Annotated in this window: 23 protein-coding genes; 12 read left to right on the top strand and 11 right to left on the bottom strand. The window is 71.9% G+C overall.

Annotated elements, in window-relative coordinates; translation table 11 throughout:
- Positions 1–116: 116 nt before the first annotated feature.
- The 4 genes from MRBLMI1x_RS04365 to MRBLMI1x_RS04350 all read right to left on the bottom strand — a co-directional run bounded on the left by MRBLMI1x_RS04365 (position 117) and on the right by MRBLMI1x_RS04350 (position 5,238).
- A complete protein-coding gene (locus MRBLMI1x_RS04365) occupies positions 117–1,295 on the bottom strand; it encodes a DegT/DnrJ/EryC1/StrS family aminotransferase (protein ID WP_363456471.1) in 1,179 nt (392 codons plus the stop codon).
- 63 nt (positions 1,296–1,358) lie between these two features.
- Positions 1,359–2,423, bottom strand: a complete 1,065-nt coding sequence (locus MRBLMI1x_RS04360) for a Gfo/Idh/MocA family protein (RefSeq protein WP_020097840.1) — start codon at positions 2,421–2,423, stop codon at positions 1,359–1,361.
- Positions 2,424–2,947: 524 nt separating this feature from the next.
- On the bottom strand, positions 2,948–4,216 hold the full coding sequence (locus MRBLMI1x_RS04355) for a glycosyltransferase family 2 protein (protein ID WP_363456467.1): 1,269 nt from the start codon (positions 4,214–4,216) through the stop codon (positions 2,948–2,950).
- Positions 4,201–5,238 (bottom strand): hypothetical protein, encoded by a 1,038-nt coding sequence (locus MRBLMI1x_RS04350; RefSeq protein ID WP_363456464.1) that lies wholly within the window; start codon positions 5,236–5,238, stop codon positions 4,201–4,203. The genes MRBLMI1x_RS04355 and MRBLMI1x_RS04350 overlap by 16 nt, the downstream gene beginning before the upstream one ends.
- A gap of 127 nt (positions 5,239–5,365) precedes the next feature.
- On the opposite strand from MRBLMI1x_RS04350, the gene MRBLMI1x_RS04345 reads away from it, so the two are divergent.
- Genes MRBLMI1x_RS04345 through MRBLMI1x_RS04330 form a run of 4 tightly spaced genes read left to right on the top strand, consistent with a single transcriptional unit; the run spans position 5,366 to position 9,400 of the window.
- Positions 5,366–6,505 (top strand): hypothetical protein, encoded by a 1,140-nt coding sequence (locus MRBLMI1x_RS04345; RefSeq protein WP_363456461.1) that lies wholly within the window; start codon positions 5,366–5,368, stop codon positions 6,503–6,505.
- Positions 6,502–7,608 carry a glycosyltransferase gene (locus tag MRBLMI1x_RS04340; RefSeq protein ID WP_363456458.1) on the top strand — a complete coding sequence of 369 codons (1,107 nt, stop codon included), beginning with the start codon at positions 6,502–6,504 and terminating at the stop codon, positions 7,606–7,608. The genes MRBLMI1x_RS04345 and MRBLMI1x_RS04340 overlap by 4 nt, the downstream gene beginning before the upstream one ends.
- Complete coding sequence (locus tag MRBLMI1x_RS04335; RefSeq protein ID WP_363456455.1) at positions 7,605–8,594, top strand: glycosyltransferase; 990 nt, start codon at positions 7,605–7,607, stop codon at positions 8,592–8,594. Before MRBLMI1x_RS04340 ends, MRBLMI1x_RS04335 begins: the two co-directional genes overlap by 4 nt.
- 17 nt (positions 8,595–8,611) lie before the next feature.
- Positions 8,612–9,400, top strand: coding sequence for a glycosyltransferase family 2 protein (locus tag MRBLMI1x_RS04330; RefSeq protein ID WP_363457811.1), 789 nt, complete (start codon positions 8,612–8,614; stop codon positions 9,398–9,400).
- Positions 9,401–9,465: 65 nt separating this feature from the next.
- Here MRBLMI1x_RS04330 and MRBLMI1x_RS04325 read toward each other — a convergent pair whose 3' ends face one another.
- The 5 genes from MRBLMI1x_RS04325 to MRBLMI1x_RS04305 form a co-directional block, all read right to left on the bottom strand.
- Positions 9,466–10,011, bottom strand: coding sequence for a dihydrofolate reductase family protein (locus tag MRBLMI1x_RS04325; RefSeq protein ID WP_363456452.1), 546 nt, complete (start codon positions 10,009–10,011; stop codon positions 9,466–9,468).
- Between the two features lie 9 nt (positions 10,012–10,020).
- Positions 10,021–11,220: a glycosyltransferase family 4 protein gene (locus tag MRBLMI1x_RS04320; RefSeq protein WP_363456449.1), complete on the bottom strand. Its 1,200-nt coding sequence runs from the start codon at positions 11,218–11,220 to the stop codon at positions 10,021–10,023.
- On the bottom strand, positions 11,217–12,059 hold the full coding sequence (locus MRBLMI1x_RS04315; RefSeq protein WP_363456446.1) for an ATP-grasp fold amidoligase family protein: 843 nt from the start codon (positions 12,057–12,059) through the stop codon (positions 11,217–11,219). Before MRBLMI1x_RS04315 ends, MRBLMI1x_RS04320 begins: the two co-directional genes overlap by 4 nt.
- A gap of 38 nt (positions 12,060–12,097) precedes the next feature.
- On the bottom strand, positions 12,098–12,433 hold the full coding sequence (locus tag MRBLMI1x_RS04310) for a hypothetical protein (protein WP_363456443.1): 336 nt from the start codon (positions 12,431–12,433) through the stop codon (positions 12,098–12,100).
- Between the two features lie 62 nt (positions 12,434–12,495).
- Positions 12,496–12,954, bottom strand: coding sequence for a GNAT family N-acetyltransferase (locus MRBLMI1x_RS04305; protein WP_363456440.1), 459 nt, complete (start codon positions 12,952–12,954; stop codon positions 12,496–12,498).
- A gap of 89 nt (positions 12,955–13,043) precedes the next feature.
- On the opposite strand from MRBLMI1x_RS04305, the gene MRBLMI1x_RS04300 reads away from it, so the two are divergent.
- A complete protein-coding gene (locus MRBLMI1x_RS04300) occupies positions 13,044–13,247 on the top strand; it encodes a hypothetical protein (RefSeq protein ID WP_018185693.1) in 204 nt (67 codons plus the stop codon).
- 21 nt (positions 13,248–13,268) lie between these two features.
- On the opposite strand, the gene MRBLMI1x_RS04295 is transcribed toward MRBLMI1x_RS04300, so the two are convergent.
- Together MRBLMI1x_RS04295 and MRBLMI1x_RS04290 are read right to left on the bottom strand one after the other, a co-directional pair.
- Positions 13,269–14,657, bottom strand: a complete 1,389-nt coding sequence (locus MRBLMI1x_RS04295) for a cytochrome P450 (RefSeq protein ID WP_363456436.1) — start codon at positions 14,655–14,657, stop codon at positions 13,269–13,271.
- A 71-nt stretch (positions 14,658–14,728) separates the two neighbouring features.
- Positions 14,729–15,427, bottom strand: a complete 699-nt coding sequence (locus MRBLMI1x_RS04290; RefSeq protein WP_363456433.1) for a hypothetical protein — start codon at positions 15,425–15,427, stop codon at positions 14,729–14,731.
- Between the two features lie 95 nt (positions 15,428–15,522).
- Between MRBLMI1x_RS04290 and MRBLMI1x_RS04285 the strand changes: the two genes are divergently transcribed.
- The 7 genes from MRBLMI1x_RS04285 (at position 15,523) to MRBLMI1x_RS04255 (ending at position 23,015) form a co-directional block, all read left to right on the top strand.
- Positions 15,523–16,473: a phosphodiester glycosidase family protein gene (locus MRBLMI1x_RS04285; protein ID WP_363456430.1), complete on the top strand. Its 951-nt coding sequence runs from the start codon at positions 15,523–15,525 to the stop codon at positions 16,471–16,473.
- 4 nt (positions 16,474–16,477) lie between these two features.
- Complete coding sequence (locus tag MRBLMI1x_RS04280) at positions 16,478–17,617, top strand: bifunctional glycosyltransferase family 2/GtrA family protein (protein WP_363456427.1); 1,140 nt, start codon at positions 16,478–16,480, stop codon at positions 17,615–17,617.
- The gene (locus MRBLMI1x_RS04275) at positions 17,614–18,195 is read left to right on the top strand and encodes a DUF4956 domain-containing protein (RefSeq protein WP_363456424.1); all 582 of its coding nucleotides are present in this window, start codon (positions 17,614–17,616) and stop codon (positions 18,193–18,195) included. The genes MRBLMI1x_RS04280 and MRBLMI1x_RS04275 overlap by 4 nt, the downstream gene beginning before the upstream one ends.
- Entirely contained in the window at positions 18,192–19,007 is an 816-nt protein-coding gene (locus tag MRBLMI1x_RS04270) for a polyphosphate polymerase domain-containing protein (protein WP_363456421.1), read from the top strand. Before MRBLMI1x_RS04275 ends, MRBLMI1x_RS04270 begins: the two co-directional genes overlap by 4 nt.
- Complete coding sequence (locus MRBLMI1x_RS04265) at positions 18,992–20,776, top strand: carbohydrate-binding domain-containing protein (RefSeq protein WP_363456418.1); 1,785 nt, start codon at positions 18,992–18,994, stop codon at positions 20,774–20,776. The genes MRBLMI1x_RS04270 and MRBLMI1x_RS04265 overlap by 16 nt, the downstream gene beginning before the upstream one ends.
- A gap of 74 nt (positions 20,777–20,850) precedes the next feature.
- Positions 20,851–21,579 carry a response regulator transcription factor gene (locus MRBLMI1x_RS04260; protein ID WP_336125757.1) on the top strand — a complete coding sequence of 243 codons (729 nt, stop codon included), beginning with the start codon at positions 20,851–20,853 and terminating at the stop codon, positions 21,577–21,579.
- Positions 21,576–23,015 (top strand): sensor histidine kinase, encoded by a 1,440-nt coding sequence (locus MRBLMI1x_RS04255; RefSeq protein ID WP_363456415.1) that lies wholly within the window; start codon positions 21,576–21,578, stop codon positions 23,013–23,015. The genes MRBLMI1x_RS04260 and MRBLMI1x_RS04255 overlap by 4 nt, the downstream gene beginning before the upstream one ends.
- Positions 23,016–23,050: the final 35 nt, after the last annotated feature.

Below are 23,050 nucleotides of genomic sequence, written 5' to 3'. Positions count from 1 at the left end.
CCGTCCGTGCCCGCCTGATGGATCGATGACGATACGTCCGACTCGGGCGTGAGCCGGCACCCCGGTCGCGATCACGCGACGCCGGGGCTCGACTCCTCAGCGGAGGATGCCGCCGATCAGCGACCGATCTCCGCCGCCGTCACGACCGCACGCTGAGCCTGGACCAGGGTCGCGATGATGCGGCCCTGCTCGGCATCCGTGAGCGCGTGATGGACGGGGAGGACGAGCGTGCCGTCGGTCAGCCGAGCCGTTCCGGGCAGGCCCTCCGGAGGAGTCAGCGATCGGTACGGCGCCTGACGGTGCGCGGCCCGGGTGCCGCGTCGAGCGGACACCCCCGCCTTACGGAGCGCCTCGATCACCCGGTCGCGGTCAAGCGGGTACTCTCCTCCGACCTCGACCCAGAGGTCATGCGCGTTGCCTTCGCCCCACGCAGGATCGGCGACGAGGCGAAGTCCGGCGACGCCCGCGAGCTCCCGCCGGTAACGGTCGGCGATCTCGCGCCGCCGGCGGAGGATCTCGGGCAGCCTGGCGAGCTGTACGAGACCCACGGCGGCCTGCAGATCGGTCATCCGACAGTCCCAGCCCACCTCCGCATACTCCTCGGCCCGCGGCAGCAGCAGACCGTCGCCCCCGGACGCCGCGTCGGCGGCGTGTTCGCGGAGGCGCTTCGCCCGCGCGGCCCACCGGGCGTGCGTGGTCGTGAGCATGCCGCCCTCGCCGGTGGTGAGGATGGATCGGTCGCTGAACGACCACGCCGTGAGCTCTGCCGTCGCGCCGACCGGCTGCGCGCGGTACGTCGAGCCCGCCGCGCACGCGGCGTCCTCGATCACGACGATTCCGAAGGGATCCGTCACGGAGCGGATGTCGTCCAGGTCGACGGGTACGCCCGCATGGTCGACGACGACCACCGCCGTCGTCGTCGGGGTGAGCACGCGGTCGACAGTCGCCCCCGTGACAGTGCCGGTGTACGGGTCGACATCGGCGAACACGGGGGTCGCTCCGACGTGCCGGACGGCGTTCACCGTGGCGATGAACGCCAGCGACGGGACGACCACGTCATCGCCGGGCCGCACGCCGGCCACGACCAGCGCCAGCTGCAGCGCGGCGCTCCCGCTCGAGACGGCCGCAGCGTAGGGCGCCCGCATGACGCGGGCGAACTCCTCCTCGAACCGGGCGACCGCCCGTCCCTCCGCGATCCACCCTGCGGCGACGACGCGGGCCACCGCCTCGGCCTCCTGCGGGCCGAGGCAGGGGACCAGAACCTCGATCCTGGACTCAGCCACGGTCGGCCGCATCCCGCACCGGACTCATTCCCCGAGCCCGGTCGGCGAGCGGGATGCCGGCCGCCGGTGAGGTCGTCACGCGGCGACTCCGGCCGAGCGGCGCGCATGCCGCAGAGGCTGCGGGACGCCGTACGCTGCGAGGCTGCCGGCGGCCGCGTCGAGGATCGACAGCACCCGCAGCCCCGCCGCGCCGCTCGTGCGCGGCGTTCGCTTCTCGCGGATGGCGGCGGCGAACTCCGAGACCACCGTCCCGAGGGCCTCGCGCTCCTCGACGGCCTGTGCGCGGATGCCTCCGATGCGGAAGCTGGTCGCGGCGCGACGATCCTGCGCGGTGGCTCGAGAGATCGACGAGACATCGACACCCGGGTCGTAGACGCTGAGGCGCTGCTGCGGGTCGAGGTCGTCCCACACGAGGGTGTGGCGCGTTCCGCCGATCACCATGCGACGCGTGCGGGTGGGGCTCAGCCAGTTGACGTGGACGTGCGCCATCGCTCCCCCGTCGAGCGGCATCGTGAGATGGCCGATGCACGATTTGCCGGTGTTCATCGGGTCGGAGCCGTGCGCCGCCACCGATGTCGCCTGCAGGCCGTCCGGCAGGATGAAGTCCATGATCGACAGTTCGTGAGGCGCGAGGTCCCAGAACACGTCGACGTCGGGCTGCGTGAGGCCGAAGTTGATGCGGACGCTGTCGACGAACAGGATGTCGCCGAGCTCACCTCCGGCGATCAGCTCACGCATCTTCATCACCGCCGGCGTGTAGCACTGCGTGTGGTCGACCATGAGGACGAGACCTCGCTCGGATGCCCGGCGCACCATCTCGGTGCCCCGTTTCTGCGTGTCGGCCAGGGGCTTCTCGACCATGACGTGCTTGCCGGCGTCGAGAGCCGCCATGGCGATGGCATGGTGCGCGGCGGCCGGCGTCGCGATGGCGATCGCGTCGATGAGCGGGTCGGCGAGCACCGACTCGATCTCCGCCGTGACCGGCGCCCCTCCCACCGCATCAGCCACCCGGCGGGCGCGGTCGATGTCGACGTCGCAGATGGCCGCAAGGTTCCACTCCCGGCTCGCGCGCAGATTGCGCGCCAGCTGCGGCCCCCAGTACCCCGCGCCGATGACGGCGATGTTCAATCTTCTGCTCACGTGTGTCCCCCCACATTTCCCCATGTCGTACACGCTCCCCAAGAGCGTCCCGCGGCGACTCACGCCGCCGCCCGGACGGCGCCGTCGCCGGTGCCGTCTCGATGTCGTGTCGCAGCGCGCCGTCGGGCACTCACTGCGGAGTCGTGCGCCGGCGCGCGCGTCGCATCAGGTACGGCCGCCGACAGCTGCTTTTCGGAGCCGCCCACCAATCGGATGGGAACGAGGGCGCGCGCGATAGCGCGGCCGATCGGCGCGTCTATGCGCGTACGGCTCGTCGCCGATGCGACGACTGTCCCCACTGTCCCCATGCTCTTCCCCAGTCGCGCACACCCCGAGCGAGAGATGTGTGCGTTAGACCGGCGCCGGCGACGATCCCATTCGTCGCCGGTGTGCACGCCTCCCCAGGCGGGCACGACCGGTGTCCCCGTCGATATGAAACCAGACCCGGGCCGTGGGCACAACACGATCCGTCACACGGATGCCGAAGACCCCGTCGACACGCGACGCGGAAGGACCTCGGCGACTCAGCCCCACCCGCCGAGGTAGGCGGCGACGTCGGGCTCGCCGACCAGGAGTCGGACCCCGTTGACGCGCTCCGACGCGCGGGGGAACAGGTCATCCCGGCCCCACCTCTCCTCCCGGGCGGCGGCACGCGACGATCGGATGCGGAGGAGCACAGTGCCGTCGTCGGCGCGAACGGTGACGACGCCCAGCCCGTCTCGGGCGATGCTGTCGACGAGGTCGCCGAGAATCCGATCGACGCGCACGGGCCGGACGATCTCGACGTGCACACGCACGCGGTCCAGGCGCCCTCGGGCCTCGGCGAGGTCGGCGGCATCCACCCACTCCGACCCCGGGACGGCCGCGAGGACCGAGTCGACGCTCACGAACGCGGCGCCCTCGGACGCTCCGGGCGGTGCCGTCACTGCGACGTCGACGCGGTCGGTCGGCCGACCGTGCGGCCGCGACCCGGGCACGGGGATGAGATCGGCGAGGAGGACGGCCTCGGCGTTACGGCGGGCGCGGTCGTGCTCGTCTCGGGCCCCGGCATCCGGGCCGTCGTGCCAGGCGACCGCCTGCGGGACATGGGCCAGGAGCGCACCCTTCAGCCAGGCCCGGTAGGTCCACTCCCAGTCCTCACCGCCGTAGGAGCGGAAGGATTCGTCGAAGCCGCCGGTCGCGTCGAAGATGATGCGACTGCACGCGAGGACGGCGCCGATCGTGTGCCGATAGCTGCGGTCGTCCGCCTCGAGCAGGTTGCGCGAACGCCGATAGGCGTCGGTCAGCCACGCCGGTTCGGGCAGCTCGCGCCCAGCGACGACGGGACGGATGTCGGCGACGACGGCTGCACCGGTGAGATCGGCGTGGCGCCGCCTGCCGACGACGACCACGTCTGGGGCGAGCCCCGGCATCCGTGTCAGCTCCCGGATGAAACCGGGTTCGGGGACCGTGTCGGCGTCGAGGAAGACGAGGACGTCACCGGTCGCGTGGGATGCCCCCAGGTTCCGGGCGGCCGCAAGGCGGAAGCCCTCGTCGGCCTGGCGCACCAGCCGGACGCCCTCGGGCACCCGGGGCGGCTCGGTGGAGCCGTCGTCGGCGACGATCACCTCGAGACGGTCGCGGGGGTGGTCCTGGCCGCCGAGAGCGGCGAGGCAGCGTGCGAGCTGCTCGGGCTGCTCGTAGTGCGCCACGACGACCGAGACGGTGGGCGCGGCATCCGGTCGACGTCCGTCCAGAAGGTCCCAGCGGTTGCCGGGCAGGGCGATCCCCCGCGGCGTCACGCGCTCGCCCACCAGGCGAGGTAGGACGTCGCAACGTCGTCGAGCGTCGGGGCGAGCGACGCCTCGGCGGCCAGTCGGGTGGAGGCCGGATCGAGCCACGCGTCGGCGAGCCGCGGCGCGAGCTCATCGGCGGTGTAGCGCGCGATGGTCCCGGGACGCAGCTCGTCCATCTCGGCGGCGTAGCGGGAGTCGACGACGAGCGGGCGGCGACCGGCCTCGACCCAGTCGAGCATCGACCGGGACGCCGACACGTGTTCATGCGCGGCGAGGGGGATGCCGGGGGCGACCAGTTCGCGACCGAACGCGGCGTCGTCCAGGAACCCGGTCACCTCGAATGCGACGCCGAGGCGGGCCGCTTCGTCGCGGAGCCGGAGGACGTCGTCCTCGTGGCCGCGCGAGGGGGCGCCGATCGCGCGGACGGCGACCTCGCCCACGTCCTCACCGCGGGACCTCAGGGTCTCGGCGGCGCGTGCGGCGGCGACCACCGCAGGCCGGTGCCCCTTGCCGGGGTAGACGAAACCGGCGATGAGGACGCGGAGGTCGCGGTCGGCGCCGACCGACGAGACGCGCGCAACGTCCGTTCGCGTGCCCAGGGCGACGGCGTGGGCCGGAGCCGTGCCGGGAAGGAATTCCGCCATGAGCAGCTGCTCGTGGCGACTGTTGACGGCGACCCGCTCGGCGGCGGTGATCATGCGGGCGTACGCGGAGCGGCGACGCTCGAACATGGTGCCGTCGGAGGGCTGCGGCACGTCGTGCAGCGTCAGCGATAGGCGGCTGAGCCGCGCCCAGCGCTCGACGACCTCGGCGGCGTCCTCGGGCGTGGTGCCGAAGAGCCGATCCGTCGCGTGGAGGTGGACGGGTGCACCGGCATCCACCTCGGCGAGCACCCGATCGCCGGCCGCGACGTCTGCGACCTGCAACACCCTCGCACCGGCGTCGCGGGCGAGGACCGCGTCGGCGACATCCCGGCCGTAACGGGTGACGCCGTGCCCTTCGGGACCGAGGACGAGCAGGAGCGGAGGAGCAGAGATCACTTCGCATGGATATCCGGCGGTGAGCACGGGGTCAAGCCCCCTCGCCTGGGACGATTCGTTGCGTACGGTCGGGGCGTCAAGACGCACCCACACCCCTGGTCGGCGCGACGGCGTCGGAAGGAGATCTGTGGACACGACCATGCGCATCGGCACGACGACGGATGCGGAGTCCGCCGCCTCGATCACGATCGTGTCGATCCCGGCGGGGCATCCGTACGTGCAGCGTGCGACGGCCGATCCCCGGGTCACCGTGCTCGCCGATCCCGTCGCTCCGGGGACGGATCCTGCCGTCTGGTGGCCACCGGCCGCTCTCGACCCGGCGTGGATCGGCGCGTACGCGGACGAGGCGTCGCTCCTCCACATCCACTTCGGCACGGAGTCGTTCCCACCCGGGCACCTCACCGCATGCCTGGACGCCGCCCACGCCGTCGGCTGGCCGGTCGTCTTCACGCTCCACGACCTCGAGCACCCCCAGCTCGGCGACAGCTCCGCATATCTCGCTCAGCTCGACGAGCTGATGGTCGGCGCGGACGCCGTCACGACGCTGACGGTGGGCGCCGCCCGCACGGTGCGGGAGCGCTGGGGGCGTCATGCCACCGTCATCCCGCACCCGTCCGTGCTCCCCCGATCGGCCGCGATCGAACCGGCCCTCGGCTCGGGACGCGTCGTCGGCGTGCACCTGAAGGACCTGCGTCCGGGTGTCGACGGGCCGGGCACCGTCCGAGTCATGGGCGCAGCGCTCCGGGCACTGCGCGATGCGGGCCATGACGTCCGCGGCGAGGTGCGCCTGCACCACCGGGTGCGCGACGCGGATGCCGCCGCCGAGGTCCGCGAGCTGTGCGCGGCATCCGATGCCCTCGACCTCGTCGAGCACGAGCGCCTCGCGGACGATGAGCTCTTCGCCGCGCTCGCGCGGCTCGACGCGTGCGTCCTGCCGTACCGGCACGGAACGCACTCGGGGTGGCTCGAGCTGTGCTGGGATCTGGGCGTCCCGGTCGCGGCCCCGCGGGTGGGGTTCTTCGCCGAGCAGCACGACGACGGTACGGTCGCCTCGTTCTCACGGACGGACCCCGACGAGCTCGCCACCGCGCTCGGGACGCTGTGGAGTGCGCCCGCGTCGCGCCCCGCGAGTCCCGCGCGCGACGCGCTCGTCGAGCAGCGACGCGGGGTGCGGTCCGTGATGGATGCCGCGATCGCCGAGCGTCACGCCGAGCTCTACCGACGCCTGCTCGACGGCACGCACCCGCTCGAAGGCCGTACCGCGTGAGCGCCCGCCCGCTCCGCATCGTCGTGATCGCCCCGCTGCGGTTCCCGATCCGTCGCCCGCACGCCGGCGGCCTCGAATCCGCCGTCTGGGCCGAGGTCGACGCTCTCCGTCGTCGCGGCCACGAGGTGACCTTCATCGCGCCGGAGGGGTCGGACTTCCTGCCCGACGCGCGCGAGTTCCGCCTGCCGCCGGTGGTGTGGCCCGAGGGCGCTCGACCGACCGATACGACCTGGCCCTCGAGCTACCGCCGCGTGAGCCTGCCGGCCCTCGGCCTCGCTCTCGACGCGGTCGCGGCGCACCCGGAGCGCTACGACGTCGTCTCGAACCACTGCCTCGACCCCCTTCCGCTGCAACGGGCCGCGCAGCTCGGGATCCCGATGGTGACGACCCTCCACACGCCCGTCGACCTCGACGCCGTCGAGGCGCACGTCGCCGCGGCGGGCGACGGGTCGCAGTTCCTCTCGGTCAGCACGCACACGAAGGTGCAGTGGGATGCCGCCGGTGTCCCCTCGACGCTTCTGCCGAACGGCGTCGATCCCCGGGCGTGGGCTCTTGGGCCCGGCGGTGACGACCTCGTCTGGTTCGGGCGGATCGTCCCCGAGAAGGCACCCCACGTCGCCGTCGAGGTGGCCCGGCGTCTCGGTCGGCGCCTCGTGATCGCGGGGCGGATCGGCGACGAGGAGTACGCCCGCGACGTGATGTTCCCCCGGCTGGGCGGCGGTGTCGAGTATGCGGGCGAACTCGCCCCTGAGCCGCTGGCGAACCTCGTGGGTCGCAGCGGACTCGCCCTCGCGACACCGGCGTGGGCCGAGCCGTTCGGGCTCGTCGGCCCCGAGGCTCTCATGTGCGGGACACCCGTCGTCGGCTTCGCCGTCGGCGGTGTGCCCGAGATCGCCGCCGCGACGATGGGCATGCAGCTGGTCGCCCCCGGGGACGTCGACGCGATGACCGAGCGCGCCGCGGCGATGCTCCCGAGCGGGAGCGACTCCGCGTTCCGCGCGGTCGTGCGCGAGACGGCCGAGCGTCGCTTCTCCCTCGACCTGCGCATCGACGCCCTCGAGGCGAGCTTCGCGCGATTGCTCGAGACGGAGAGCGCCGCGTGATCCCCCGCCTCGGCTGGTACGTCCACCACCACGGACGCGGGCACGTCACGCGCCTGCTCGCGATCGCCCCCCACCTGGTGGCCGAGGTCGACTGCGTCAGCAGCCTGCCGGCCCCGGCGGGACTGCCGACCGGCTGGACGTGGACGGTGCTCGACCGCGACGACGACGGCGGCGAGCCGGTCGACCCGACCGTCGGCGGGATGTTGCACTGGGCTCCGATCGGGCACGTCGGCCACCGCGGCCGGCTCGCGACCATCGCGGCCGCCGCGGCGGAGCGCCGATGGGACGGCATGGTCGTCGACACCTCTGTGGAAGTGACGCTCCTCGCCCGCCTGCTCGGCCTTCGCACCGTCGTCGTGACGCAGCCAGGTCACCGCGTCGACCGGCCGCACATGCTCGGATTCGCGGCCGCCGACACCGTCCTCGCGCCGTGGGCCCGCGGCATCCTGTCGCCACCGCACCTCGAGGCGCTCGGCGAGAAGGTCGTGCACACCGGCGGGATCAGCCGCTTCGCCGCGCGCGGGGCCGGCGGAACCCGCACCGACGAGGTCGTCCTGTTGGCCGGGTCGGGCGGGTCGGCCGTGGGACCGGCGGCGATCCGGGATGCCGAGAAGGCGACCGGCCGGCGGTGGCGGGTGCTCGGCGAGGGCGGCGCCTGGGCGGAGGACCCGTGGGAGGCCCTCGTCTCGGCGGCGGTCGTCGTATCCTTCGCTGGGCAGAACGCGGTAGCTGACCTCGCCGCCGCACACGCGCCGGCGATCGTCGTGCCCCAGGAGCGACCGTTCGAGGAACAGCGCGAGACCGGCCGCGCGCTCCGCCGCGCGGGGCTCGCGCAGGTGTCGGACGAGTGGCCGGATGCCTCCCAGTGGCCGGGCCTGGTGGAGCGTGCCGCGACCGCGCGCCCGGAGTGGGCCCGCTGGGAGGTCGCGGGAGCGCCGCAGCGAGCCGCCGCAGCGATCGCCGACACGGTGCGCGGCGACCGATGAGCATCGCCGTCGTGAGCATGTGCTCCACCCCGCGGGTCGACCATCTGCGCGCGCAGTTGCGCGGGCTGGCGGGCGTGCCGGACGTCCGCCGCGTCGTCGTCTGGATCGGTGAGGACGAGCCGCCCGAGCTGGACGCCGACGTGATCGTCCGCATGCCGCCCGGACCGGACGGACTGCGGCTGGCCGCGGGCCGGAACGCGGGGGCCCTCGCCGCCGGCGACGCCGACCTGCTCGTCTTCCTCGACGCGGACTGCATCCCCGGTCCCGACCTGCTGCGCCGATACCGGGATGCCGCCGCGCGCCATGCTGGCGCCGTGCTGTGCGGACCGGTGACCTACCTCGCCGAGGGGATTGCGGCATCCGACCCCGCCGACCTCGTCGCCTTCACCTCTCCCCATGCGGCACGGCCGATGCCCGCGGACGACGCGGAACGCGCAGCGGGACCCGAGGATTACGCGCTGTTCTGGTCGCTCTCGTTCGCGCTGACACCGGACACGTGGCGCCGGGTCGGCGGGTTCGACGAAGAGTACGAGGGATACGGCGGCGAGGACACCGACTTCGCGTTCCGGATGCGATCGCGCGGCATCCCGCTCGTCTGGACGGGCGGCGCGCACGCGTACCACCAGTACCACCCGACGACCTCGCCGCCGTGGCAGCACGTCGACGACATCCTCCGCAACGGCGCCCTGTTCCACCGCCGGTGGGGCGAGTGGCCGATGACCGGCTGGCTCGAGGCGTTCGAGCGCGGCGGTGCGGTGGTGCGGGATGCCGCCGGATGGCGCCGTGCCGACGGCATCCGTTCGTAGATCCGACCCTCGCCGACACGGAGCGCCTGCCCTGTCAGGGCGCGCGGCGTCGGGACGGGGGCCGCTCAGCCCTTCGGGACGTAGGTCTCCGCGACCACGCCCGAGGCGAACGAGACACGATCGACGAGCTCGAGATCGAGCGGCCCCGCCAGCCCGTGGAACAGTCGCGGGCCGTGGCCGGCGATGCGCGGGTGGACGACGAAGGTGTATTCGTCGATGAGCCCCCAGCCGGCGAGCGTCGTCGCGAGCGTGACGCCCGCTGTGTACAGCCCTTCCCCCGGCATCGCCTTGAGTCGCTCGACCTCGGCGCGCAGGTCTCCCGACACGAGCTCCGCGTTCCAGTCCACGGACTCGAGCGTCGACGACACGACGTGCTTCTTCGCGGCGTCGATGGTCCGGGCGAACGGCTGCGTCCACTCCGGCATCGCATCGGATGCCGGTGGCCGCCAGGCGTCCTCCATCATCCGGTAGACGGTGCGACCGAACAGGAGGGCATCGGCGCGGGCGATCAGCTGCGCCGCATGCGCGTGGGTCTCGGGGTCGGGGACGCCGGCGAGGTGGTCGACGCACCCGTCGAGGGTGACGTTGATGGAGTAGCGAAGGGGGCGCACAGCGCGAGGCTACGCCCGGACTCCGGCCCCACGCATCAACCGATCGACCGCCGCCCGGAGGTCGGCGGCGACGGGCGCGGGATCGAAGTGAGCGACTCCGACACCGGCACGCCGCGCCCGGGCGAGCGCATCACCGGGATCGTCGAAGATCCGCATCACCGCACCAGCGAGCGCACGCGGGTCGCCCGGCGGCACCATGAGGCAGTCCACTTCATCGACACAGGAGTCGTCGAATCCGCTACCCGAAGTCACGACGAGCGGCACTCCGACGGCCTTAACCTCGACGGCCACGTTGCCGAACCCTTCCCACCGCGAGGGACACATCACGACATCGGCTGCCGCGGTCGCGCCGTAGAGATCGTCACCGGCGACGTGTCCGAGGAACGTCACCCGATTCCGCGCCGCCTGCGGCACCCTCTCGAGCAGCGCCGCGCGGGACGGCTCGAACCTGTCGTCGCCGCCCGCGCCCGCGAGCACGAGGCGGGCCGTTGGATGCCGTTCCGCGATGTGCGCGAATGCGTCGACACCGTCGATCACCCCTTTCCGCCGCTCCGCGCGCCCGAGGAAGAGGACGATCGGTCCCTCGCCACCCGGCCATCCCCGCGGACGACCGGCCCAATCGGCAGCGCGCCGGATCGCCCCGACGGCCACGCAATTGCGCACGACCTCGACCGCGGGCAGACGCCCCCAGATCCGCTCAGACCGTTCGGCCATCGCTCGTGAGATCGCCACCACTCCCGCCGATCGTCTCACCTGCCGCGCCTCCAGCGCCTCCTGCAGTCGCACCGCCGGCCGACTCCACGCGGGGAAGTCCAGCAGCCGCAGCCCCGACACCTCGTTCGCGAGCCGCATGCCGGTCGCGAGGTTCGTCACGAGCTGCGCATCCCGCGGAAGCCCAGCGCCGAGGCCCATCCACTCGGGCAGGAACACCCGGTCGTACGCGCCGCGACGGTAGGCCCGGCGCACGACGCGTGCCCGGTGGATCAGCGCGGCCAGGCGCGGCATCCCATCGGTCCGGTGGACGAAGAGCCGACGGATGCCGGGAGTCGCTCGCGCCTGTGCGGCACCGTCCGCGAAAACCATGAGGTCGATGTCAGCCCCCTGCGCCGCGAGCGCGGGAAGCAGCGCCGCGTAATGACGTCCGATGCCCCCGCTGTAGGCGGTCACCCCGGCGTACTCGGTCGTGGCGACGAGCCACCGCTCGGTCATCGGTATCGCTTCGGCACGGCCCAGTGGCTGCCGAACTCCGTGTTGAACGACTCCGGATGGAAGGGGCTGTCGCCACCTGCCGGGAAGCTCGTGAGCTCGCCGAACACGATGCGGCCATCCACGTCGTACAAATCGACGCGTACGAAGTCGGTCTCGGCGGCGAGCGCCTCGGCGATGCGGATCATCTCGCCGAGGGCAGCGGGGCGCGGCGGGGTCGGGTCGCCCCAGGGCGGACCGCCGCTCAGCGGCAGGTGGTTCCAGGATCGATCGAAGAAATCCTGCGTGCGGCCCGCGAACCGGCCGGCATCCACCTGGACGTACTGCACGCGGCCGTGGAAGACGAAGAACTTGTCGTCGTCGGGGATGCGGTCGCCGGCACCTCCCAGCATCTCCTCGACGATGATCCGGCGGGGCACCCTGCCGTAGACCCACTCACGGTTGGGACCTTGACCATAGAGCTGCGAGACCCAATCCGCCGCGATGCGGACGAGCTCTTCCCGAGGAGCGTGTTCGGGCCGCACATGGCGATACACCCAGCTGCCGTCCTTCGGCAGTCGGGCGTCGACGGGTGCCGACGGCGACACGATGATCGCGGCACCGCTGCCGTGCGTCGGTTTGAGCACGAAGGCATCGGGCAGCTCCACCGTCAGCAGCTCCGCGGGTGCGTCGACCACGACGGCGTGGGGCAGGTACTGCGCGCCCACACGCTCGGCGACGTAGTCGCGCACAGCCGCCTTGTCGGCGAAGGTGACCACGAGCGGACGGTGATCGCGGAGCATCTTGTAACGGACCTTCTCGCGGAAGGTGACCGGATGCTGCGTACGCCAGAGTCGCCCCAACCGGACGAGGCGGCTGCGCTCCCGCCACCGAGCGCGCTTCAGAACGACTCCTCGAACCAGGGGTCGTCCTCTTCGAAGGGGTACTCCCCGGGCGACGCCGGGGGATGGAGGAGCCGATCGTTGCGGCTGAGGAGGTCCATGACCGCGGACTCGTCGTCCAGCCGGACCGCGAAACCCGTGTGCGGCGTCGTGTAGAGCTGGCTCGCCGGGCCGATGAGCATCAACGAGGTCGCCGCGCCCTCGGTGGTCGAGATGGGGACGGTGATCAGGTCCGAGGCCTTGTGCTCCGCGAGGCTCTTCGCGTACCGCATCACCGCATCTGCGATCGCGTGCGTCGTCACGACGTAGCCATCGGAATAGTGCAGTTCGAGCATCACTCGATGGTGTGGCCCGTTCTCGTCACGCAGATGGGGGTCGCGCCCCCGGCATCCGTCTCTTACAATTCGGCGTCTGTGGGACGGGTCATCGGCACATGCGGGATACGGTCTTCCACGAAAGACGGCCCGCTCACGACGAATCCGAATCGGCCGTACCAGTCCGCGAGGTGCTCCTGCGCGTCGAGGACGAACGGGCGAGACGCATCCTGCGCGAGGGCGTGGTCGATCGCGAGGCTCATGAGGTCGGCGCCGACACCGCGGCCTCGGGCGGGAACGCTCGTGACGACGCGTCCGATCCGCCACCGTGTGCCCTCGTCGAGCAGACGGAGCGTCCCGAGGACCTCGCCGTCCTCCTCCGCCCACGCGAGGAGCGCACCGGGTTCGATGTCGCGTCCGTCGAGCTCGGGGTAGGCGGCCTGCTGCTCGACGACGAACACGCTGACCCGCAGCCAGAGGATCCGGTAGAGGGTCGTCGCCGGGATCTCGGCGAGCGGGGACAGATGGATGCCGACGGTCACCGCTCAACGCTACGCGAACCGGACCACCACACTCGCTCTACGCTCGCAAGCCCCTGCCCACGGCGTCGCCGGAGTCCGACCGTGGGGACATGAGCGAATCCGACGACATCCGACAGCCCCTGGACCACCTGCCCAAGAAGGAGGACCGCGACCGAGCGATCGAGATCGAGGAGCCGTCCTATCCCGGCACCGATTCCCCGCACGGCGCGTCGGCAGCGTCCCCGGCGACCGCCGCGGAACCGGACGAGCCCGCCCGCCACGGCATCGCGAAGCTCCCGCCCACCGGCCGCTGAATCGGGCGGCTGCTGCCAGCCTCAGGCGCGGTGGAAGGGGCAGCGCGCGCCACCCTCATCCCGGCCGGCCCCGCGGACGCGCCCGCCGGAGCGGGGCTTCGTCGGCATCCGGCGCTCGTTCACGTCGAGGCCCGTCGGAAGGATCGTCAGCCGCGGGTCGCTCATCGCGCTGATGGATGCCGCGAGTCCGGCGATCGCGAGCTTCTCGCCCGGGCATCGGTGCCCCGTCGTGACGTCGGCACCGCCGTGCGGGACGAACGCGGCGATCGACTCGTAATCGCGGACACCCACGAAATGCTCCGGGTCGAAGGTCCCGGCGTTCTCCCACGATCGCTCGTCGATGTCGGTCCCGAGGATGTCGAGCACGATGCGTCCACCGGCGCGGACGATGCGACCGTCGACCTCGATGTCCCGCGTCGCGAACGCGGGAAGCATCGGGATGAACGGCGACGTTCGGCGGATCTCCTGCGCGAACGCGGTCGCGAGCGGGCCGTCGACGAGCGAGCCGCGCTCGGCGACCTCGGCCGCGATCCGCGCCCGCCACTCGGGGTGCTCGTGAAGACGCTTCGCCGCGAAGGCCGTGAACCGGGCGACGGCGATCATCGGCCGGAAGCTGTTCTGCAGCTCGATGCCGGCGAGGCGCGCGGGCAGCAGTTCCCCGTCTCGGTTGCGGTGCCAAGCCCAGGCGTTCAGCGCCGTGTCGGGCTGCGCGTCGAGGCGGCCCGCGCGCACCGCTCGGATCAGGCGCTCGGCGTGACGGTCGGACCAGCGTCGATTCGCGAACGCCAGCAGGTACTCGGGCGAGTACGGCACCCCGAACCCGTCGACGATCTGCGCCTGTCGGCACGCCCACCGCGTCTTGGCGTCGCCGGTTCCCGGCAGCCCGGCCCACCGCATCACGGCCCGTCCGAGAGCGCCGACCGCCGCGTCGTACGCCGACTGCTCGCCGCCTGCGATCCAGGCGTCGACCTCGTGTCGCCACTCCCGTTCGAGGTGCGGACGCAGCCGCGCGACCTGCTCGTCCTCGTACAGCGCCGAGACGAACGTCGCTTTGCGGTGTCGATGGTCGTCGCCGTCCAGGCTGTGCACCGAGTCGTGCCCGAAGAGGGTCTCCTGAATGAAGGGCGGCATCGCGCCGTGCCGGGCGACGCGCTCCTCGTCGTAGAACGCCGCGACGCCCTCGGCGCCCCGGACGAGCAATGCATCGGAGAAGAGCAGACGCATGGGCGCCGAACGCGAGCCCTTCGGAGCACGCCTCCAGATGCGCTCACCGAACCGGTATCCGCGGGTCAGGAGGGCGGCGGAGTCGTCGCGCCAGAACGGTCGCGAGACGACTCCGAGCGAGGGGTCCGCGGAGCGCTCCGCGCGGGTCGCGGGGATGGAGGTCGAGGGCTCACCAGTAGTCGGCATGTCCCGACGCTCTCAGCGCGCTGCGGGCCCGGCCAGGGGCGTGCGTCCGCCGAGGCCGTGTGGTACCGGCGTCAGTCGCAGTCGCTGCGCGCGCCGTCGGAGTACCAGATGCCGGAATCCTCGGGCGATGCGACGGTGCGCTCCACGCCGAGCGCCGAGACGGTCACCCGGGGCGGCCTCGGCATGAAACCGGAGCACTGTTCGTAGCCGGCGGCATCCTCAGCGTTCGCCTCGAGGATGACCGTGAAGGACTGCTGATCCCCGGCGGGCACGGGCATGCCCTCGATCGCGAAGACCGCCGCGTCGTCGATGTCGGCGAGCCTCATCTGGCCGTTCGGATTCACCATCGTCGGCCGGATGAGGGAGACGAAGTCCTTCTGCATCCCCGGGAGCGCGACGGCCCGGGCATCGACCTCGCTCCAGCCGTCGTTGACGACGAAGAACCGGACCCCGCAAGTCATCCCCGGCTCGACCCCCACGACGGGCGAGTAGAACGTCTCGTCCCCCGCGAAACCGCCGTCGCTCAGGAACTCGTCCGACGCCCCCGGCGGGTCGAGCGTCACCTCGGCACCCTCGCAGGCGACCGGACGGGCGTCGTAGACGATCCGCACCGCGCCGAGCGCCGTCCATGCGGCGATCTGCCACCCGGCGACCACCACGGCGATCGCCCCGACCGCGATCGCGGCGATCAGCAGCGCCCGACGACGCGGTTCCCGTCGCTTCTTCTCCGGCACCGGCTCGAGTCGCTCCGCGACCATCGTCTCCCCCATGGCTCGATCATGGCAGTCGGCCGGCGCCGCCACCGTTAATGCCGTTCTCAGGATCGGTCAACGTCCGCCCGATGCCGCATCCGTATCCCTGAGGGATGCCGCACATCACCAGACCCCGCCGAGTCCGCACCGCCCTCCTCTCCGGCGGCCTCGCCCTCGCGCTCGCCGTCGGCGGCGCGACGGCGTGGGCCGCAGACCGCTTCCTCATCGAACACGTCGAGATCTCAGACATCTCGGCCTACGAGGCCGAGAACTCGACCGCGACCCCGACCACCGGGTCAGCGTCCACCGCCGGGACCGTCGACGGCGACACCTACTCCGACGGCGAGACGAGCGTCACCGTCTCGCAGGTCGTGACCGGCTCGGGCGACGACACCCTGACGTACTACGTCGCCGACGTCGTCCTCGCGGATGCCACCCGCCTGCGGTCCGCCTTCGCGAAGGACCAGTTCGGCGAGAACATCACCGAGACCACGAGCGGCATCGCCGAGGACAACGACGCCGTGTTCGCGATCAACGGCGACTACTACGGGTTCCGCGACACGGGGATCGTCATCCGCAACGGCGTCGTCTACCGCGACTCCCCCGCCCGGACCGGGCTCGCCTTCTACGCCGACGGCACCGTCCGGGTGTACGACGAGACCACGACGAGCGCCGACGAACTCCTGGCCGACGGCGTCTGGAACACCCTCAGTTTCGGTCCTGCGATCGTCGAGGACGGCGCGACCGTGGACGGCATCGAGGACGTCGAGGTCGACACCAACGTCGGCAACCACTCGATCCAGGGCGAACAGCCGCGCACCGCCGTCGGCGTCATCGACGACAACCACCTCGTCTTCGTCGTCGTCGACGGCCGCGCCGACGGATACAGCCGCGGCGCCACCCTGACCGAGCTCGCCGACATCATGACCGGACTGGGCGCCGAGACCGCATACAACCTCGACGGGGGCGGCTCGTCGACGATGTACTTCGACGGCGACGTCGTGAACCAGCCCTCCAACGGCGGCGAACGCGGCACCAGCGACATCCTCTACATCGGGGAGTGAGCCGGTGGTCGTCCTCATCCCCGCATACGAGCCCGGCGATGCCCTGCTCGACCTCCTCCGCGATCTCGCGTCCGCCGCACCCGGCACCCCGATCATCCTCGTCGACGACGGCAGCGGGCCGGCGTACGACGCCGTCTTCGCCGAGGCGGCATCCCTCGGCGCGACCGTGCTCGGCCACGTCCGCAACCGCGGCAAGGGAGCGGCCCTGCGCACGGGCCTGGACCATGCCGCGCAGGCCTTCCCCGGCGACGCGGTCGTCACCGCCGACGCGGACGGCCAGCACACCGCGCGCGACATCGTCCGCGTCGGTCACGCGACCGTCGCTGCCGAAGCCGGCGGCGACCCCGCGATGGTCCTCGGATGCCGCGAGGTCGATCGCCCCGGCAACCCCCTCCGCAGCCGGATCGGCAATCGGGCAGCGCGCGCCGCGTTCCGGGCGTCGGCCGGCTGGAGCCTCTCCGACACGCAGACGGGGCTGCGCGGCATCCCCGCCGTCATGCTCCCGTGGCTGCGCGCGCAGCGGGGAGACCGTTTCGAGTACGAGCAGAACATCCTCCTGCGCTGTCGACGGGACGGCTGGCGGACCCTCGAGGTCCCCATCGAGACCGTCTATCTCGCCGGCAACGCGTCGAGTCACTTCCGCCCGATCATCGACACCCTGAGGGTCGGGATGCCGCTGGTGCTGTTCGCCGCATCGTCGCTGGCCTCGTTCGCCCTCGACGCCGTCCTCCTGCTGGTCTTCCACGCCGTGACCGGCGCACTCGCGCCCTCGATCATCGCGGCCCGCGTCGTGAGCGCGAGCGTGAACTTCGCCGTCAACCGGCGGGTGGTGTTCCGAGGCGAGGCGCGGGGACCGCTGCTGCGACAAGCCGGTCGTTATGCCGCGCTCGCAGCCGTGCTCCTCGCCACGAACGTCGCGTGGATGAGCGGCCTCACCGCGCTCGGGCTCGGACTCGTGCCCGCCAAGGTCGCGACCGAGGCCGCCCTGTTCGCCCTCGGCTACCTGATCCAGCGCCGCGTCGTCTTCTCCCGCACTCCGGCGCCCGCACCGCTCGAATCGGCGGTGAATGCGCCTCTTATGAACGGTGAAGGTGCGGCGACTCGGATGGAGATCGTCACCACACGTCCTCGGAGGAACCCATGACCATCCCCTCGATCCTGCTCATCGCGATCGACATCGCCGCCGCCCTCGTCCTCAGCCTCGGGCTCTACTACCGACGCCACCGGCGCCGCGACCTCGTGGTCGCGTTCCTGGGCGTCAACGTCGGCGTCATGGCCGTCGCGAGCGTGCTGGGGACGGCGGAAGTCGCGCTCGGCCTCGGCCTCGGACTGTTCGGCGTGCTGTCGATCATCCGACTGCGGTCGTCCGAGATCTCGCAGCGCGAAGTGGCGTACTACTTCGCCGCGCTCGCGATGGGTCTCATGGCGGGGCTGCCGACCACCGACATCCGTCCCGTCACGGCGCTCATCGCCCTGATCCTCGCGGTCCTGTGGGCAGCCGACCACCCCCGCATCCTCTCGCGCAGCCGGCACCAGATCGTCCGCCTCGACCGCGCCGAGTCCGATGAGACCACCCTCCGGACGATGATCGCGGAGCGCGTCGGCGGCGAGGTCACCTCGCTGACCGTGCAGGAACTCGACTTCGTGAACGACACCACGCTCGTCGACGTCCGCTTCCGGGCGACCGCCGACGTCCGCCTCACCGCGGGAGTCGCACGATGACCGCGGCGGCCGACGCGCTCACCCGTTTCGGGGCGGTCGAGCTCGACGAGATGGTCGCCGAGGCGGCCCTGCTCGCCCGGGTGGACCGCAAGTACGTGATCCCGCAGCCGGCCCTGGAGGACCTCCTCGCCCGCGTCGACGATCGCACCCGGATCCTCGAGATTGGCGGAGCGCGCCGCTTCGCCTACGAGTCGGTCTACTTCGACACCCCCGATCTGCTGAGCTTCCACATGGCGGCCCGTCCCCGGCGCCGGCGGTTCAAGCTGCGGACCCGCACCTACATCGACACGGACGCCGCGTTCCTCGAGATCAAGACACGCGGCGCGCGGGGGACAACCGTCAAGGAGCGGTCGGAGTACGACATCGCCCACCGAGCGGTCCTGACTCCCGACGCACAGGACGACGTCGCCGCGGCATTCGAGGCGATCGGCGTCGACACCCGTCGCGTGGACGAGCTCGGCGCCACCCTGACCACGCGGTACGCCCGTGCGACGCTCCTCGCCCCTGACGGGGCATCCCGCGCCACGATCGACACCGATCTCCGGTGGGATCGCCCCGACGGGAGCGGATTCACGCTCCCCGGCCTCGCGATCCTCGAGACGAAGTCGCCCTCGTCGGCATCCGCGGTCGATCGCCTGCTGTGGCGCGCCGGACACCGTCCGGTCTCGGTCAGCAAGTACGCCACGGGGCTCGCCGCGCTCAGCCCCGACCTCCCCCGCAACCGCTGGGGTCGACTCCTCCGCGGCCCTTTCGCCGCCTCATCCCCCACCATCACCTTCCACACCGAGGAGCTGCCATGCGCCGCCGCCTGATCCTTCCCACCATTCCGCTCGCTCTCGCCGGCCTGTTGCTGACCGGATGCGCCGTCACCGGTCTGACGACGACGGGCAGCGACACCTCGTCGTCGAGCGGCGACGCGACCTCGACGACTGCCCAGGTGACGGTCGACTCCGATCTCGACGCGACCGCTGTGCTCGCCGCGGACGACGAGGCGACCGTCGTCGCCGACGACGACTGGACGGCCGACGACGCGGTCGAGATCACTCTCTCGGGCTCGACCGCCGAGGCCTCCGGCGACGGCGTCGAGGTCTCGGGCAGCACGGTCACGATCGGCGCAGCCGGCGTGTACCGCCTGAGTGGAGACCTCGACGGGTCGGTCGTCGTCGCCGCCCCCGACGACGCGCAGGTCGTCCTCATCCTCGACGGTGTCGACATCGCGAACACCGCGGGGGCAGCGATCTCCGTCACGACCGCCGACGACGTCGTCATCTCCCTCGCCGAGGGGACACAGAACACGGTGTCGGATGCCTCGTCGTACGACGACGCCGCTGCAGCCAACGCCGCGATCTACGCCGACGCGGACCTCACCCTCACCGGCTCGGGATCGCTCGACGTGACGGGGAACGGCAACGACGGCATCGCGAGCACAGACGACCTCGCGATCACGTCGGGGACGATCACGGTGGATGCCGCCGACGACGCGCTCCGCGGAAAGGACGCGCTCGTGATCTCGGGGGGCACGCTCGATCTCACGGCCGGCGGCGACGCGCTCAAGAGCGACGATGACGAGGACGCCACCCGCGGGTACGTCTGGATCTCGGACGGCACGGTCTCCGCGACCAGCGGCGACGACGGGATCTCGGCGGCGACCGATGCGGTCGTCACCGGCGGGACGGTCACGCTCCGCGCCCAGGGTGCAGCGGATGCCGGCTCCAAGGGGATCAGCGCCGGCGTCGTGGTCGCGATCGGCGGCGGGACCGTCGACGTCACCGCGACCGATGACGGGCTGCACTCCGACGGGTCGATCGGCATCACCGGCGGCACCGTGACCGTCGCCGCGGGGGACGACGGCGCGCACGCCGCGAACACCCTGGACGTCGCCGCCGGCAGCCTCACGATCGCCGAATCCACCGAAGGACTCGAGGCCACCGACATCCTCATCCGTGGCGGCGAGACGGTGGTGACGTCATCCGACGACGGCCTCAACGGCAGCGGCGACGCGGGCTCGGGCTCGACGGCCGGCGGCGGGGGCGGCGGTATGTCCGACACGGGCGAGACGATCACGATCTCGGGCGGCACTCTGACGGTGGATGCCGGTGGTGACGGCATCGACTCGAACGGATCGGTCACCGTGACCGGGGGCGACATCGTCGTCTGGGGTCCGACCATGCAGGGCAACGGCGCGCTCGACAGCAACGGCGGCTTCTCTGTCAGCGGGGGCACCCTGCTCGCCGTGGGCAGTGCCGGCATGGCCGAGACGCCCGACGCCGACGCGGCGCAGGCGTGGATCGCCGCGACGATCAGCGGGTCTGCGGGAGATGAGATCGAGATCACGGATGCCGACGGCACCGTCATCGCCTCGGCGACGGCCGCGAAGCAGTTCGAGACGGTCGTGTTCTCGTCCTCCGAGGTCGCCGCCGCCGGCACCTACACCGTGACGGTGGCGGGAGAGTCGGTCGAGGTGACCGCCGGCGAAGCCATCGCCGGGGGCATGGGCGGCGGCGGCATGGGCGGACCCGGTGGGATGGGTCAGCCCGGCGACCGGAGCGGCGCCCCGTCCGACGGCGGCGAGAACTCCTGACGCCCTCGACCGTGCGGCGTCCCCGTGGACGCCGCACGGTCGCATTCCCTCTCCGAACCAGGAAAGCTGACACCATGAACCCTTCCCGTCCCGCGCCCCTCACCCGCGTAGACGGTTCCCCCGTCCGCGTGCTCGTCGTCGACGACGAAGCGAACCTGAGCGATCTGCTGCGGATGGCGCTGCAGAACGAGGGGTGGGACGCACGCACAGCGGCAAACGGGCAGGAAGCCTTGAACCTGGTGCGGGAGTTCGCCCCCGACCTCGTCGTGCTCGACATCATGATGCCGGGGATCGACGGTATGGAGGTCCTCCGGCGCCTCCGGAGTACAGGCAACGACGTTCCCGTGCTGTTCCTGACCGCGAAGGACGCCGTCGAGGATCGCATCGCCGGCATCAGCGCCGGCGGTGACGACTACCTCACCAAGCCGTTCAACCTCGAGGAGGTCGTCGTACGGCTGCGCGGGATGGCCCGTCGACACGTCGCGGCGGCCGCAGCGGCCGAGACGCGACTGCGCGTGGGCGATCTCACGCTGGATGAGGAGACGTACGAGGTCGTGCGGGGCGGCATCCCGATCAAACTGACCGCGAAGGAGTTCGACCTGCTGCGCTACCTCATGCAGAACCAGCGCCGCGTGCTGACCCGCTCGCAAATTCTCGACCAGGTGTGGAGCTACGACTTCGGCGGGACGTCGAGCGTCGTCGAGATCTACATCTCGTACCTCCGCAAGAAGATCGACAGTCTCGGCGAACCCCTCATCCACACGGTGCGCGGCGTCGGCTACACGATCAAGTCCGCAGAATGACCGCCCGCCGTTGGACGCTGCGCCGGACGCTCGTCGTCGGCACCGGCGCCCTCGTCGCGATCGCCCTGCTCGTGACGGGCCTCGCGACGTCGCTGGCCCTCCGCACCTTCGTGTACGAGCGCCTCGATGCGCAGGTCGTCGAGTCGTTGCAGATGGCCCGTCTCGGCAGCGGCATGCAGACCGCGCCCAATCCGACGGGCGGCGACCGGGGCGACGGTCCTGCGCCGCGGGTCGGTTCGCTGTTCGTCCTGTTCGACGGCGACGGCACGGTCGTCTCGAGCTACACCGGCGACGACGGAGAGGAACGGTCCCTCGACGCCGGGCAGCTCGCCGCGGTGACGCAGGCGGATCTGTCGGCGCGGACGCCCGTCACCGTGGACGTCGGCGGCGGGCTCGGCGAGTTCCGCCTCGCCGCACGCGAGCAGAACGGTCAGAAGGTCGTCGCCGGGATGTCCGTCGAAGAGGTGACGGCCACGACCTCGGCCCTCACCGTCATCCTCGTGAGCGTCGCGGGCACCGCCCTCGCCCTCGTCCTGCTGGGACTGTCGTTCTTCGTGCGGCGGTCGCTCCGCCCGCTCGAGCGCGTCGCCGTCGTCGCCGACCGCGTCGCCGCGCGCCCCCTCTCCACCGGGGAGGTGGAGATCCCCGAGCGGGTGGACGCCTCCGACACCGATCCCACGACCGAGGTCGGCCGCGTCGGACATTCGCTCAACGTCCTCCTCGCGCACATCGAGTCGGCGTTGTCATCCCGACAGCACAGCGAGGACCAGCTGCGGCGCTTCATCGCCGACGCGAGCCACGAGCTCCGCACGCCCCTCGCGTCCATCCGCGGGTACGCGCAGCTCTCCCTCGGTGAGAACGCCCCGATGACGCCCACGCAGGAGCGCGCCTTCGACCGGATCGCGTCGGAGTCCACGCGCATGGCCGACCTCGTCGAGGACCTGCTGCTCCTCGCGCGCCTCGACGCAGGCCAGCAGCTGCGGCGTGAGCCCGTCGACCTGACGATGCTCGCGATCGACGCCGTGAGCGACGCGCATGCGTCCGACCCCTCGCGCACGTGGCTGCTCGACCTGCAGGAGGACGACGCGGTCGACGTGCTCGGCGACGAGAACCGCCTGCGACAGGTGGTCGCCAACCTGATGCGGAATGCGCGCACCCACACGCCCGCGGCGACCACCGTCACCCTCACGCTCCGGCGAGAGGGCGACGTCGCCGTCATCGAGGTCGTCGACGACGGCCCCGGCATCGTCCCCGAGATCCGCGACCGACTCTTCGAGCGTTTCGCCCGCGGTGATGTGTCACGCAACCGGGATGCCGGGAGCACCGGCCTCGGGCTCTCGATCGCGCAGGCGATCGTGGTCGCCCACGACGGTGCGATCGATGTTCGGAGCGAGCCCGGCCGCACCGCGTTCACCGTGCGCCTGCCCGCGAACTGAATCGCACGCCCCTACCGTCCGCACGAATCCCCGTC

Origin of the sequence: Microbacterium sp. LMI1x-1-1.1 (assembly GCF_040676205.1) — a bacterium.
GTDB lineage: Bacteria > Actinomycetota > Actinomycetes > Actinomycetales > Microbacteriaceae > Microbacterium > Microbacterium aquilitoris.
The sequence above is the reverse complement of the archived record's forward strand: the minus strand, read 5'-3'. Positions and strand labels throughout refer to the sequence as shown.

What these genes read in the sequence shown, in the direction of transcription:
- MRBLMI1x_RS04365 (WP_363456471.1), bottom strand. Translation starts at nt 1,295, where the DNA reads ATGCGGCCGACCGTGGCTGAGTCCAGGATCGAGGTTCTGGTCCCCTGC.
- MRBLMI1x_RS04330 (WP_363457811.1), top strand. Translation starts at nt 8,612, where the DNA reads ATGTGCTCCACCCCGCGGGTCGACCATCTGCGCGCGCAGTTGCGCGGG.
- MRBLMI1x_RS04320 (WP_363456449.1), bottom strand. Translation starts at nt 11,220, where the DNA reads ATGACCGAGCGGTGGCTCGTCGCCACGACCGAGTACGCCGGGGTGACC.
- MRBLMI1x_RS04310 (WP_363456443.1), bottom strand. Translation starts at nt 12,433, where the DNA reads ATGCTCGAACTGCACTATTCCGATGGCTACGTCGTGACGACGCACGCG.
- MRBLMI1x_RS04300 (WP_018185693.1), top strand. Translation starts at nt 13,044, where the DNA reads ATGAGCGAATCCGACGACATCCGACAGCCCCTGGACCACCTGCCCAAG.
- MRBLMI1x_RS04295 (WP_363456436.1), bottom strand. Translation starts at nt 14,657, where the DNA reads ATGCCGACTACTGGTGAGCCCTCGACCTCCATCCCCGCGACCCGCGCG.
- MRBLMI1x_RS04290 (WP_363456433.1), bottom strand. Translation starts at nt 15,427, where the DNA reads ATGGGGGAGACGATGGTCGCGGAGCGACTCGAGCCGGTGCCGGAGAAG.
- MRBLMI1x_RS04285 (WP_363456430.1), top strand. Translation starts at nt 15,523, where the DNA reads ATGCCGCACATCACCAGACCCCGCCGAGTCCGCACCGCCCTCCTCTCC.
- MRBLMI1x_RS04275 (WP_363456424.1), top strand. Translation starts at nt 17,614, where the DNA reads ATGACCATCCCCTCGATCCTGCTCATCGCGATCGACATCGCCGCCGCC.
- MRBLMI1x_RS04270 (WP_363456421.1), top strand. Translation starts at nt 18,192, where the DNA reads ATGACCGCGGCGGCCGACGCGCTCACCCGTTTCGGGGCGGTCGAGCTC.
- MRBLMI1x_RS04265 (WP_363456418.1), top strand. Translation starts at nt 18,992, where the DNA reads ATGCGCCGCCGCCTGATCCTTCCCACCATTCCGCTCGCTCTCGCCGGC.
- MRBLMI1x_RS04260 (WP_336125757.1), top strand. Translation starts at nt 20,851, where the DNA reads ATGAACCCTTCCCGTCCCGCGCCCCTCACCCGCGTAGACGGTTCCCCC.
- MRBLMI1x_RS04255 (WP_363456415.1), top strand. Translation starts at nt 21,576, where the DNA reads ATGACCGCCCGCCGTTGGACGCTGCGCCGGACGCTCGTCGTCGGCACC.